The sequence below is a fragment of the Nostoc sp. genome, from assembly GCF_036917465.1.
In the GTDB taxonomy this organism is placed as follows: Bacteria; Cyanobacteriota; Cyanobacteriia; order Cyanobacteriales; family Nostocaceae; genus Nostoc.
In genome coordinates this window covers 24,599-38,102 of sequence record NZ_JBALDL010000045.1, presented here as the reverse complement: position 1 = coordinate 38,102, position 13,504 = coordinate 24,599, and the positions used below count along the sequence as shown (strand labels likewise).

At 39.5% G+C, this 13,504-nt stretch carries 14 protein-coding genes and 1 pseudogene; 10 read left to right on the top strand and 5 right to left on the bottom strand.

The genetic code is table 11. From position 1 onward, the window contains the following. A pseudogene (locus V7K38_RS09555) lies at positions 1-161 on the bottom strand (photosystem II D2 protein (photosystem q(a) protein)); the annotation flags it as partial. Between the two features lie 594 nt (positions 162-755). Here V7K38_RS09555 and V7K38_RS09550 point away from each other — a divergent pair. From V7K38_RS09550 to V7K38_RS09530, 5 genes are all read left to right on the top strand, one after another. Next, positions 756-1,325 carry a photosystem I assembly protein Ycf4 gene (locus V7K38_RS09550; RefSeq protein ID WP_334857300.1) on the top strand — a complete coding sequence of 190 codons (570 nt, stop codon included), beginning with the start codon at positions 756-758 and terminating at the stop codon, positions 1,323-1,325. Positions 1,326-1,500: 175 nt separating this feature from the next. Then, complete coding sequence (locus tag V7K38_RS09545; protein WP_334857299.1) at positions 1,501-2,292, top strand: peptidylprolyl isomerase; 792 nt, start codon at positions 1,501-1,503, stop codon at positions 2,290-2,292. An 8-nt stretch (positions 2,293-2,300) separates the two neighbouring features. After that, complete coding sequence (locus V7K38_RS09540) at positions 2,301-3,449, top strand: beta-ketoacyl-ACP synthase (RefSeq protein ID WP_334857298.1); 1,149 nt, start codon at positions 2,301-2,303, stop codon at positions 3,447-3,449. 126 nt (positions 3,450-3,575) lie between these two features. After that, positions 3,576-4,865, top strand: coding sequence for a Glu/Leu/Phe/Val family dehydrogenase (locus V7K38_RS09535; RefSeq protein ID WP_334857296.1), 1,290 nt, complete (start codon positions 3,576-3,578; stop codon positions 4,863-4,865). Between the two features lie 185 nt (positions 4,866-5,050). Beyond that, positions 5,051-6,778, top strand: coding sequence for a tetratricopeptide repeat protein (locus V7K38_RS09530; protein ID WP_334857295.1), 1,728 nt, complete (start codon positions 5,051-5,053; stop codon positions 6,776-6,778). A gap of 126 nt (positions 6,779-6,904) precedes the next feature. On the opposite strand, the gene V7K38_RS09525 is transcribed toward V7K38_RS09530, so the two are convergent. From V7K38_RS09525 to V7K38_RS09515, 3 genes are all read right to left on the bottom strand, one after another. Further along, a complete protein-coding gene (locus V7K38_RS09525) occupies positions 6,905-7,213 on the bottom strand; it encodes a response regulator transcription factor (protein ID WP_334857294.1) in 309 nt (102 codons plus the stop codon). A gap of 56 nt (positions 7,214-7,269) precedes the next feature. Then, the gene (locus tag V7K38_RS09520; RefSeq protein WP_334857293.1) at positions 7,270-7,668 is read right to left on the bottom strand and encodes a hypothetical protein; all 399 of its coding nucleotides are present in this window, start codon (positions 7,666-7,668) and stop codon (positions 7,270-7,272) included. Positions 7,669-7,936: 268 nt separating this feature from the next. Beyond that, positions 7,937-8,176, bottom strand: coding sequence for a type II toxin-antitoxin system Phd/YefM family antitoxin (locus V7K38_RS09515; RefSeq protein ID WP_334857291.1), 240 nt, complete (start codon positions 8,174-8,176; stop codon positions 7,937-7,939). Positions 8,177-8,581: 405 nt separating this feature from the next. On the opposite strand from V7K38_RS09515, the gene V7K38_RS09510 reads away from it, so the two are divergent. Both V7K38_RS09510 and V7K38_RS09505 read left to right on the top strand, forming a co-directional pair. Continuing rightward, a complete protein-coding gene (locus tag V7K38_RS09510; protein ID WP_334857289.1) occupies positions 8,582-8,818 on the top strand; it encodes a DUF433 domain-containing protein in 237 nt (78 codons plus the stop codon). Beyond that, the gene (locus tag V7K38_RS09505; RefSeq protein ID WP_334857288.1) at positions 8,815-9,168 is read left to right on the top strand and encodes a DUF5615 family PIN-like protein; all 354 of its coding nucleotides are present in this window, start codon (positions 8,815-8,817) and stop codon (positions 9,166-9,168) included. Before V7K38_RS09510 ends, V7K38_RS09505 begins: the two co-directional genes overlap by 4 nt. Before the next feature lie 170 nt (positions 9,169-9,338). Here the strand turns inward: V7K38_RS09505 and V7K38_RS09500 are convergent, their stop codons facing one another. Further along, a complete protein-coding gene (locus V7K38_RS09500; protein WP_334857287.1) occupies positions 9,339-9,632 on the bottom strand; it encodes a hypothetical protein in 294 nt (97 codons plus the stop codon). Positions 9,633-9,869: 237 nt separating this feature from the next. Between V7K38_RS09500 and V7K38_RS09495 the strand changes: the two genes are divergently transcribed. From V7K38_RS09495 to V7K38_RS09485, 3 genes are all read left to right on the top strand, one after another. Then, entirely contained in the window at positions 9,870-10,244 is a 375-nt protein-coding gene (locus V7K38_RS09495) for a hypothetical protein (protein WP_334857285.1), read from the top strand. 174 nt (positions 10,245-10,418) lie between these two features. Beyond that, positions 10,419-11,366, top strand: coding sequence for a hypothetical protein (locus tag V7K38_RS09490; RefSeq protein ID WP_334857283.1), 948 nt, complete (start codon positions 10,419-10,421; stop codon positions 11,364-11,366). Between the two features lie 48 nt (positions 11,367-11,414). After that, positions 11,415-13,400, top strand: a complete 1,986-nt coding sequence (locus tag V7K38_RS09485; RefSeq protein WP_334857282.1) for a CHASE2 domain-containing protein — start codon at positions 11,415-11,417, stop codon at positions 13,398-13,400. Positions 13,401-13,504: the final 104 nt, after the last annotated feature.

Sequence of the window (13,504 nt, the reverse complement as noted above, 5' to 3'; positions counted from 1 at the left end):
ACGAAGGTGGTGCCGGTCAGCCAACCGCCTAGTGCTAGGAAGGCGCAAGGGAATAGTAATATCCCTGACCAACCTACGAATACGAAGCGATCGCGCTTGAGCCAGTCGTCTAGAACGTCAAACCACCCTCTACTGGGCGCACGTCCAACTGCGATGGTCATCGGACTAAAATCCTCTTTTTACTAAAATTGCAACGTTTCTAAGGCATTACGGAGAGCCAATGCAACCCGCCGCCGTTAGAAATTAACGTTTTTTTGGCAATCTCAATAGCTTAAAAGCAACTGAGATTCTGAGAATTTGCTCATCTGCGAAATCAGCATTTCTCTTTATGCCATTACACGTACCATCGGCTAGCAATCTAGCTTGTGGTAACTTAATGATTCTTAACTTATCATACTACTCAGGGTTTTTGCCTGATACACAGAAGCAAATTAGGCATGAAACACGAACCTTATAAATAATATGAATATCAGAAATTTTACAATTTGACACAACTTTTCTCAGAAATGTAAGAAAATTTAGTCTAGATGGACGTAGATAGGTAACTCATTCCCGATGTCAAAGAGAGGCATGGGGCAGGGGAAAGAACTTTCTATCAGGCAATATTATGTAGCGTGCGCTAACAAACAAATTATATCGGTAGCAGGAAGAGGGAGGAGGGCAGCTGAGTTTTTGTCAACGATATTTGGTAAAATAAGCAAGCATTCAGTGTGCGAGTATGTCAGAGCGAGTATCTCACAGGCAATGGTAGTTCAATGACGACATCAACAACGATTAACAAAGGCGATCGCCTCCTGCATCAAAATGTTCTCGGTTCTCGTCGGTTGAGTAACTACTGGTGGGCAACTATCGTTACCTTGGGAGCAAGCGGTTTTTTACTAGCTGGGATATCTAGCTATTTAAAAGTTAATTTACTCATAGTTTCCGATCCAACTCAACTGGTATTTGTCCCCCAAGGATTGGTGATGGGGTTATATGGCACTGCTGGCTTGTTATTGTCCACATACCTATGGCTAGTGATTGTATTGGATGTAGGTGGCGGTTACAACGAATTTAATCAGGAAACTGGCACAATCAAAATCTTCCGTTGGGGTTTTCCTGGCAAAAACCGCCGAATTGAAATTGATAGCCGTATAGAAGATGTGCAATCTGTGCGAATAACCGTCAAAGAAGGTCTTAATCCCCTACGCGCCCTCTATCTACGCATTAAAGGGCGGCGAGATATTCCCTTAACACGGGTTGGACAACCGTTATCTTTAACAGAGTTGGAAACAGAAGGTGCAAAGTTAGCCCGCTTTTTGGGAGTGTCACTAGAAGGATTGTAAGGGACTGGAGACTGGGGACTGGGGACTGCGGACTGCGAATTGGGTAATAATCAATAGAACTCTTGGCCATCATCCTCATCCCCCATTAGCCATTACCCAGTCCCTAATCCCCAATCCCCAGTCGCCAATCTCCCTCAAAACGATTAAGATACTCTGGTTAAATCAGTAACTGGCAATGCGGTTAAAAATTTCACAATTTTTGCTTTCTCTTGTGCTTATCGGTGCTGTGATGCTCGGAGGCTGTTCAACACAGCAGGTAGCTTCTAATACATCTTCTCCAACCTCGACAGCTACCTCGACTACCCAGACGACTACTGAAGCAACATCTGTATCTCAAACTAGTAGTGAGAGTGTTCCTGGAATCGCTGGTTTACCACGTCTTGAAGGCAAGGCTACTGTGGTGATAACGGTTAAAGGTTCACCTATCACTATCGACGTAGATGGCACTGATGCCCCCATTACAGCTGGCAACTTCGTAGATTTAGTGCAGAAGGGTGTTTACGATGGTTTAGCTTTTCATCGAGTTGTCCGCGAACCCCAACCGTTTGTAGTTCAAGGGGGCGATCCCAAAAGTAAAGACCCAAAAGTTCCAGCAGATCAACTGGGAACCGGTAGCTATATTGACCCAAAAACGGGAAATGCTCGCTATATACCTTTAGAAGTTAAGGTGAAGGGTTCAGATACTCCGATTTATAATAAACCATTTGATGCTACTGCTCAACCCGTCGTATTGCCCCATAAACAGGGTGCAGTAGCGATGGCGCGATCGCAAGCACCAGACTCCGCTTCTGCTCAGTTTTACTTTGCTTTGGCGGATCTAGCCTTTTTGGATGGGAACTACGCCGTGTTTGGCAATGTCACTCAAGGCTTTGATGTCGTGAACAAAATTCAGCAAGGCGATCGCATTGAATCCGCGAAAGTCACCCAAGGGGCTGAAAACCTGAAAACACCAACTCCTAACCCCTAATTTCCAAATTGGTTAAGGTTTGTGTTACTGGTATTGGTTTAATTTCCGCCTTGGGTGGAAGCTTAGAGGATAGTTGGCAAAATTTGCTAGCAGGTAAATCTGGAATTAGGTTACATCAACCATTTCCAGAACTAAAACCACTTCCTCTAGGTTTGATTTCTCAACAACCATCTGAGTTGACAATGTTAACTCAGATAGTTGTTGCTTCTGCTTTGCAAGATGCTGGGTTAGTTACACCTTTAGCTGATTGTGCTGTAGTTATTGGATCGAGTCGCTCTTATCAAGCATCTTGGGAGAAGCTGGCGCGGCTAATGTATGAAGATGCGGAAAATTTCCCCGTTTCTGATTTGGGAAATTGGCTAGATATATTACCTCATATCAATGCGATCGCAGCTGCAAGACAAATCGGTGCATCAGGTATAGTTTTAGCACCGATGGCAGCTTGTGCGACTGGAATTTGGTCTATCGCCCAAGCAGCTTTACTTATACAAACTGGGCAATGTCAACGAGCGATCGCAGGTGCAGTGGAAGCACCAATTACACCCTTAACTTTAGCTGGGTTTCAGCAGATGGGTGCTTTAGCGAAAACTGGGGCTTATCCCTTTGATTTGCACCGAGAAGGCTTAGTTTTGGGTGAAGGCGCAGCTGTGTTTGTCTTGGAATCCGCAGAGTTGGCAAAACAGCGTCAAGCAAAAGTGTATGGTGAAATTCTCGGTTTCGGTTTAACTAACGACGCATATCATAGTAATTCACCGCAACCTGAAGGGAAAAGTGCGATCGCATCTATCAAACAATGTTTAGAACGTAGTTGTCTATCACCAAGCGATATCGATTACATTCATGCTCATGGTACAGCAACCCAGCTAAATGACCAGATGGAGAGTATGGTAATCCAGCGTTTGTTTCCCCAAAGGGTTGCAGTTAGTTCTACCAAAGGAAGCACAGGCCATACACTAGGAGCATCGGGGGCTTTAGGTGTAGCTTTTTCTCTCATGGCATTGAAGCATCAAATATTACCACCTTGTGTAGGATTGCAGCAGTCAGAATTTGATTTAGATATCGTTACAGCAGCGCGTCTAAGTAAAATTAGGCAAGTATTATGTTTGAGTTTTGGCTTTGGTGGACAGAATGCAGCGATCGCGCTAGCTAAATCTTAATAGCAAAATATGAAATATAAAACTGTAACAAAAACTACAAAATTCCTATTTTTCAAAAAAAAAAGGATAAGCTAGTTACAGAATGATATCCGGTTCGTAAAGATACCGTGATTAGGAGAAAATTTTATGATTTCAAAATCAGCGCTACCGCTAGAACCTGCTTCTCCAGCGCATATATGTCCATTTGACCAAGCCTGTAGCTACTTAGAAGCAGCAGCTAAAGAATTAAATTTAAATCAAGGTTTACTGGAAATCCTCAGCCATCCGCGTAAGGTTGTCACAGTTTCCATTCCCGTGAAACTAGATGACGGGGAAATACAGGTTTTGGCTGGACACCGGGTACAGCACTCCGATGTTTTAGGCCCCTACAAAGGCGGAATTCGTTATCATCCATCTGTGACATTGCGCGAAGTATCGGCTTTAGCAATGCTGATGACCTGGAAATGTGCATTGTTAGGTATTCCTTATGGTGGTGGGAAGGGTGGCATTGCTATAGATCCAAAACGCTACAGTGTTGGCGAATTAGAGCGAATCAGCCGCCGTTATATCAGCGAGTTGATTAAAGATATTGGGCCTTCCGTAGATATTCCTGCGCCAGATATGGGTACTTCAGCCCGTGAAATGGCTTGGATGATGGATACTTACTCTGTAAATGTCGGTCATGCTGTACCAGGGGTTGTGACTGGAAAACCACTTTCCATTGGTGGTTCGTTGGGGCGAGAAATGGCAACTGGACGCGGCACGATGATTATTGTGCGTGAGGCGTTGGCAGAGCAAGGTAAATCTTTGGTAGGAGTGCGAGTAGCTATTCAGGGTTTTGGTAATGTCGGTGGTGCCGCAGCTGAATTACTACATGAAGCAGGCGCGAAAATTATTGCTGTTTCAACAGGTGCTGGGGGAATATTTTCCGAAACTGGTCTTGATATTCCGGCGTTGAAAATCTATGCTGCTGAAAACCGTAAGAGTATTGTAGGTTTCCCGCAATCTGTACCAATTAGCAATGCAGATTTATTAACTTTACCCTGCGATGTCTTAATACCAGCAGCTTTAGAAAACCAGATCACAGAAGAAAATGTGAATCAGGTGCAAGCGCAAATTGTTGCAGAAGCAGCTAACGGGCCAGTTACTCTTGAGGCTAATTTGGCGTTAGAAGCGCGGGGTGTCATAGTGCTACCAGACATCTTGGCGAATGCTGGCGGTGTGGTAGTCAGTTATTTGGAGTGGGTGCAGGGTCTTTCTTACGTATTTTGGGATGAGGAACGTGTCAACCGTGAAATGGAGCATTTGATGGTACAAGCCTACCATCGGGTGATTCACCAGTCGAAAGTGCGGCAAATTTCTTTGAGGTTAGCAGCTTACACTTTAGGAGTGGGTAGAGTCGCTCAGGCATTGACTGATAGGGGTCTTTATCCTTAATTGTTGATAGCGACAATTTATGAGGGAGAATAAATCATCAGTGGGCAAAATTTTAGGCGATCGCTCACTGATGATTTTCTATTAAGTAAGTATTATGAGTATTATTTACTCCGCTCTACTTAAACTTGTAGTGAAAGCCAATACAATCAAAGACTAACCAGGATTTTTACGAGATATCTATAATTATGTGGCTAGTAGTAGTTTTTATCTGTTTTGGTTGGATATTATCTTTATGTTTGCATGAGTTTGGCCATGCAATAGTAGCATATTGGGGTGGTGATACTTCTGTCAGAGATAAGGGCTATTTGACCTTGAACCCACTCAAATATACCGAACCGAGTTTGAGTTTGATGATGCCGTTATTTTTTCTCCTCATTGGCGGTATTGCTCTACCTGGGGGAGCAGTTTATATTAATCACAGTCGATTACGCGATCGCAAATGGAAAAGTGCGGTTTCGGCTGCTGGCCCAATTGCCAATTTGATTCTAGCTTACCTGCTATCAATGCCTTTTCAATTGGGTTGGGATGCTTTAGTTCTCGAAAATCCAAATTCAGTTTTATTTGCTTTGATTACTGCCCTAACTTATATAATTTCCCTAAACATCTATGTCGTTTTGATTAATTTATTACCTATTCCTGCCCTAGATGGTTATGGAATTATCGAACCGTGGCTGCCACAACCAATTCAACAGCAAATCAATAAGGTTGCTAAATATGGAATTTGGATATTGATTGGTTTGTTATGGTTTGGCAGACCTTTTAATCAATTTTTATGGAATTTCACTCATACAATTAGCGAATATCTTCATCTCCCAGAAAATTTAACTGTTTTAGCTAATGCAATATTTAGAGAGAATTCGCGGTATTTAGTTATCGGATTAGTTTTAGTTTTATGGATATTTAGAGATAAAAGCCAAGAGTTACAAAAACAAGTTGATAAATTAGTCTCATCGCAACAATATGAGCAGGCGATCGCTTGCTACGACAAAATAATTAAGAATAAACCGAAAAATGCTGATACTTGGTATCGGCGGGGCTATGCACTTTATCGTTTAAACAAACATGACGAAGCGATCGCCTCCTACGATCAAGCAATTAAAATTCAACCAGACTACTCTAGTGCTTGGTATTTACGCGGTTATTCACTTTATTTTTTGCAAAGATATGTAGAAGCAGTTGATTCATATAAAAAAGCTTTGGAAATCAAATCTGATGATTCAAACACTTGGTACTATCAGGGTATTGCTCTTACAGATTTAGGACGCGACGAAGAAGCTTTAGCAGCATATAAACAAGCGATCGCAATTCAGTTAGATTTTTATCAAGCTTGGTATAAACAAGGCGAAGCTTTGGCAAAATTACAGCGTTATGAGGAAGCGAGCGCAGCCTATGACAAGGTGATAGAAATTAGACCAGAAGATAGTAATACTTGGTGGTTAAGAGGACAAGCTTTAGCAGCACAGAAAAATTATCAAGCAGCCTTAGACTCATACAATCGAGCAATTACAATCTATTCTGACTTTTATGGTTTCTGGTTAGATCGTGGCAATGCACTCTATTATTTACAGCAATATGAAGATGCGATCGCCTCTTACGAAAAAGTTATTGAATTAAAGCCAGATAACATCAATGGCTGGAATAATAAAGGTGGCAGTTTGATTAAATTGCAACGTTATGAAGAGGCGTTAGTTGTCTACGATCAAGCAATTAAAATTAAATCTGATAGTGCTGATTGCTGGTATAACAAAGCCTGTTGTTACGCACTACAAAAGAATGTAACTCTAGCAATAGAAAACCTAAAACAATCAATCAAACTTGAATCAAATAGATTAGAACTTGCTAAAACTGATCCTGATTTTGATGCTATTAGGGAATATGAGATGTTCCAAATTTTAGTTGACGAATATAGTTAGTCTAAAATAGACACTATTGCATCTCAATTTACTATAGTAGTTTTTTAGACTATATTGCTTGTACTAGGCGATCGCTACCAAATAACTAGAATCGCCATTAGTGTATTATTAAAACCACAATCTAAATCAGAATGATAATAGTTTTTTCTGAATTGCTGTCATACATAAGGCAATACGAGAATTGATATCTTTTTGCTCAACTTCATCGATACCCAATTTGACTTTGAGGTGTTGGATATGATTTTGAACAGCCCTGAGCGATATGTGAAGACGATGAGCGATCGCTTGATCTGTTAAAGATTCATGACATAAAAGCCTCAGAACTTCCAACTCTTTCTCATTCAAGTATAATTCTTGACGTAACTCTCTAGGCAGTTTCAATTCTCCATTCAGCGCACTTTCAACCCCTTCTAAAAAAGATTTGCGCCGTTCCATCTTATTCACTACTACAAACCCACCGCAGTGATGATTAATAGATTTGACAAGTTTTATCAACCAACTCGGTTCACTACTATATATACAGCACTTACGGCAGCTATGAGGTACATCCTCAAAGCTGAAAGCTGTGAGAGAAGAGGGGCAAGAGGAAAACTGTATTGCATAATAGCCGGAAGCGCTGTAAGGATATTTAGAGAGGAATAAGCATTAAAAATTAACTCTAACAATTCTAAAAAAGATTTAGCTGACTGAGAGTCAGAAGGAGAAACAAATTGTAAATAAAGGACAATTAAATCTGGTGTCTCTATTTGTATACGTTGTAGTGCTTCTTGGGGAGTGTTGGCGATGATACAAACAGCAGAGGGGTCGAATTTTCTAAGAAAATCGCAGTTATTTTGGGCTACTTCTGGATGATCTTCTACAACGATAAATAGTAGTGGCTTGTCTTTCATAGGTTAGGCGATACTTCTGTAAGCATAGCTGAAATTAAATTTTATCTACCTGGCCACAAATAGCTCTTACCAACAAGTGAAGTCTCTAAGGAAACTAGAAAACACTATAAAATGATTAAAGACGAAAAATTATGGAAGCAAATAGACCATGATTACTAAAGAAGAAATTACTATCGTTGATATTCTTGTTTTTGTAATAGTTGTTCAACAACATCACTTAGTTTTTCAGGCACATAATAAGGAACAATGGCGCTAGTATCTAAATAAATCAATATCTTTCATTCTCTCTTTCCTCTAATATCGTCGTACTCATTTCACTCCCTTTTAAAACTATGGATTTTCTAAAGGAGTTTAAATTAGGAAATACCTTCTTTTCCTGTTGAGGAGGAAGAATACGAGCAACTTCTTTGCCTTCTTTCATCAGAACAAATTGCTCACCTTTAGCCACTTGTTCTAGAAGTTTATATAAATTTTTAGTAGCTTCTTCAATTGTAATTTTCTGAGTCATAAGTTTCTCAATATTTTACAAATGCATTCTAATCATATAACAGAGATAGATGTTTTGTAAATATATCTTATTAGCTATTTAGAGAGACTACTAGATCCCCGACTTCTTTAAGAAGTCGGGGATCTGAATATCTGGGAAGTGCGATCGCTCTGGATTTTTGGTTTATTCAAAAAGACTGATAGCACAATCTCTTACAAGTCAGTTCGCACTTGCTTATTGGGTTGTTTAAAAAGAGCAATCGCACCACTGCATCTAATCAAAAACGTGCGATCGCCCAAAATCATTGTGCATTGAAAAGTGCCTAGTTTACCCCCGTAGGCATCGCTTTCCCTATATCCCCAACTTTTATGAAGTTGGGGATATAAACTAGACTATATAAATGTATGCTTTGAAAAAAACAACAATATGAGCAGCAACCTTTTACAACGCATTACCTATAATCCTGACATTTGCCACGGCAAGCCTTGTATTAGGGGACTTCGTTATCCTGTAGAATTGATACTCGAATTACTTAGCTCTGGCATGACAATTGATGAAATTTTAGCAGATTATGACGATTTAGAACGGGAAGATATTCTCGCATCTCTCCAATTTGCCGTTCGCTTGAGCCAAGTTAAAAGTATATATAAAATTGCTTCATGAAATTTCTTGTCGATGCTCAATTGCCTGTTCGACTGGCTCGATTTTTAGAATCTGCGGGTTATGATACAATCCATACAAAAGATTTACTTAACAAAAATGCTACGTCAGATACAGAAATCAATGCCGTTTCAATACGGGATAATCGTATAGTAATTACCAAGGATTCTGATTTTTTAAATTCTTTTTTGACAATTCAAGAGCCTTACAAATTACTACTTGTCACAGCAGGTAATATTAATAACTTAGAGTTAGAAGCATTATTCACAGCTAACTTGCAATCCTTGGTGGAGTTATTTAATAGTCACTCTTATATTGAAATGACTCGTGATTCAATTATTGCTCACTTGTAAATAAAATAGAGCGATCGCCTAAAATCATCATCTCATCTGGGAGACTAGATCCCCGACTTCTTCAAGAAGTCGGGGATCTGAATATACTAGGAAGTGCGATCGCATAAAATGATTGTGTCATCTGGGAAACTAGCACCCTACAAAATCAGTGATCGCACTGTAAAAACCCTCTATGGTGAAGGTAAAGTACCAAATCTTTTGCCATCGAAAGAGCGAACGTATAGAACAGTTTTTCCATTTTCAAGTGCTACATACGAAGCTGTTCTACCATCCCAACTCCAACCTCGAAAATCATCCTGACTGGAAACAACTTGACTCGATGGTTGAAGGTTTTGGGCTAAGGCACTTGAGCTAATGGAAGGCGGTAGTAGAGAGGAACCTGTGCTTAAAATACAAGCTGATAGAACTACTGACAGCCCAGACAAAATAAATAACTTTTTTGATGACTTGATGTTTTTAATCATTTGCTTGTTACTCAAAAAAAATTACTGTGAATTGCTAAGTTATTGATTGACATTGCGATCGCCATTAAGGGCTAATCTGTTGCTTTTACTGAGATTAGTTTTACCCACCAAGAAAATCAACGAGCATCACCGCACTAAACTTTGCGAACTCCCGCAAATTAATTTGCAGACTTACGAACCCATCTAAAAACCCAATTCTGATAAGTGTGAGAACATCATTTATCCACCTGTTCAGACTTGAGTTATGAAATTCCCCATACAAAGATTGCATATCATATCATTCTCACCACAGTATCTTTGCTGTGGGGACTCAATTCACCCGCCTTTGCTCAACAAATTTGGTCAGGAACAGGCAAAATTGTCAGTGGTGCCGGTGAAGGTGGCACAGTTGGTCTAAAATTAGAGGTTAAAGACAACAATGTGGAATTTCTCTCTGGCCCCTCAAAAAATGAACCACCATTTCAGCTAAATAACTCTACAGATATCAATGGAACTGTAAAGCTGAATGCTGGAACTTGGCAGTTTGTCCAAACAGGGAAGGAGTTAGGAGTCAGCTTGTCTCAAAATAATCCCTATCGGATTATTCGCTATCGTCTCTTTCCCAAATCGTAACCAGATGTTGTGGAGCAACTAATTAATAATAAGCCTTGAACAATAAGATCCCTGACTATCCGTAAATAAATTATAAATTGATGTCAGAAGTCGGAGGTTTGGGTATTGCGATTTAATCGCGCATCAACAAAATATTAAATTAATTTTTTCCTCATTAAATCAAATTAGAATTGAATGACTCGTTTTATCCATGACCAATTTGCCAAACAATATCTCACAGAACTATTAACACCTTATGGTCAAGTAGACATGAGCAAAGATATTACCTCAGAAGTTAGGCAAATTGATGTATTATTTACTCCTGCATCGTCATCTCTAGACAGAATAGAAACACTAGGACTGCTAGGAAGAATGGCTACAAATTCAAGTTATGCCATATTTGAACCATTCCGCAATCCTGTCAGCAAAAGTGAAATTCGCAGTTGCATTGGTAAATTATTTGACATCCATGCAGACCTAGAACGGCAAGCAAAACGCAATAATACACGAATAAATGAAGAAGAATTACCCTATTTATGGATTTTTACTCCTACAGCATCAGTAGACATCCTAGAAAGTTTTAATGTCACTGTACATGAGAGAAATTGGGGTCAAGGGGTTTATTTACTGGGAAAAGGATTAAAAATAAAAACTGTAATTATTGCCATTCATCAACTACCCAGTACACCAGAAACACTTTTTTTGAGAATCTTAGGTAGAGGAAAAGTACAAAGGCAAGCAGTAGAAGAATTAGAAGCACTGTCTGATAATAGTCCTTTCCTGACCAATATAATACAATTAGTACATGACCTAATTGCTGTGTTATCTGCACGTCAAGAAAAAGAACGAGATATCGATCAAGATGATCGGGAGTTAATTATGAAATTATCGGAAATGTATCAACAACAATTAGAAGAAATAAAAAAACAAGAACGACAAGAAGGAGAACAACAAGGACGACAAGAAGGTTTATTAAGAGAACGTCGCGCTATGATTGAAAGTATTCTACAAGTACGTTTTGGAGAAGTTGATTCAGAATTAGCAATGATTATTGATCGAGTAATTGCCATGACGAGAGAAGAATTCACTCCTTCCCTTTTGCAATTATCTCGTGAAGAGTTATTAGCCAAGTTTACAAAGTAATGTTGCAACTAGATACCCGACTTCTCTAAGAAGTCGGGTATCTGAATAATGAATGAACCGCCGTTTCAGCATAACCAAATGTTGTGGAGTAAAGGTTGGCAAATTAAATTTCTGAGTTTAGGAATTAGTTGCAGTGTATTTTACAATTTCATTTTCTCCCAAATTCCTTTAGTTCAAAAATTGGAGTTACAGCTTCAAGATATTTTGCTGAGACTGCATCACCCAAAATATCCGCCTAAAGAAATTATTTTGGTTAAAATTCAAAGAAAGGATTTAGCAAATCAAAAGCTATCTTTAGGGCGAGTTTTCTATGCAGATTTAGTCAACAATCTTTTAGAAGCAGGTGCATCTGTTGTGGTTTTGAACCTCCGTAATGACTGGCGAGAACCACAAGATTTTGAGTACCCAATTAATATTACTGAGCCAATAAATAGACCTCTAAAAAATTTGGTGCAAAATCATGGCAATCAACTTGTTTTAGTGACGCGCACCAATTCAATCTCTAATTATAATAAACCAAAGTTTTTAATCTATAATCATCTTCTCCCTTTTGATGGTGAGCAACTTCAACCTTTAATACCCCCTGAGACTATTCAGGGCTTTTTTGAATATGAATCAGAAGCAGAACTTCCTCGCGCTTTAAGTAGCACTGCTCGTCGCGCTCACTTAGTTGGTCGATTCTCTGTATCGGAAGAAATCAATCAAGTTAAAACTTTTAAATCTGCTGCACTTCTAGCTTTAGAAAAGTTTGAAAAGCAAGAGCAAAAAGTTTCTCTATCCTCACGATTTACTAAAATCCCAAGTCAGGTAGAGATTAACTTTTGGGGTAGGGCGGGGACTTTTCCTTCTCTGGAACTGACATCTATTTGTCAGCCTAGTAAAGATAAAAAATGTTTGGTTGTGTCTCATAGTCAACTATCTCAACAAGTACGCCATAAAGTCGTTTTTATTGGTTTTGCAGAAGGGAACAACATACACACAATGGCCATGCTGTCGCCGAAAGGCGACAGCATGGCCGGCGTAGAAATTCAGGCCAATCTCATGGCCAGTTTGATGACAGATTCCTTTTTACAAATTCCGCCGCAATGGATAGAGTTAATAATCGTTATCTTCGGGGCATTTTTGCTCACTTTTGGTGTTTATAATTATCGCAATTGGCGTTTATTAGGGCTAGTTTTGGCAATCTTTTCAGGTTATTTGGGAGTATTTTTAATTGCCTATAAATATAATTGGATATTAGCAATTATTTTGCCTTTATTGGTGTGGACAGCAACCGGAATATCTGTTTTTGTCTATTTGATTTTGGGACGACAAAAAGAGGTTATTACTCTACAAAACTATCAAATTAGCCAAATAAAGGCGGCTGAACAAGAAGCTATTCTTTCCCGCACACGCAAAATCCTTCATCGCACTGCTTGTGATATCCATGATGGAGCTTTGCAAGATTTGAAACTGGTGATGGACAAAATTGAATTGGAATCTGATTTAGATGTAGATGCAATTTTAAACAAGTTGGCAGCTTTAGGGCAGGAAATTAGGGAGAAATTATCTAACATTCGTAGTTTAGCTGAGAAAATGGAGGTGACTCCAGCACTACGACAAGGATTAGATGTAGGAATTAGCGCCACGCTGCAAGATTTAGTTAAGTCTGGAAAGTTAACTTTAAGAGTGATTACAGAACTTCAGCCTCTCCAAGAACCAGAATTAAACAGTGTTTGGATTGAACACCGAGAGGAAATTTATCGCTTTTTGGGCGAAGCATTGAATAATGTGATTCAACACGCCCAACCACCTCACGGTACTGCTACCCAAGTGTGTATTAGTTTAGGGCAAGAGGGGGACAGATGTATTTTAGCGATCGCCAACGATATCGACACCTCAATGGTAAAAAATACCACCTGTAGACGCAAAAAAGGTGGCTATGGCACTAAAATGATGGATGCGATTGCTTCTGAACTTCCGGGTGGTACATGGGAGATGTTATTTTTACCTGATGGACAAGTGCGAGTCACACTAAGTTGGCGTTTATCCTAAGTCGCTCTGGCTAAAGAAATTCATCTACACCAAACCCGATTAAAATAAATACGCAACTTGGGCTTCCAATTGCATTGAAGCTCAATTGAGCTAAATTAAAAAAA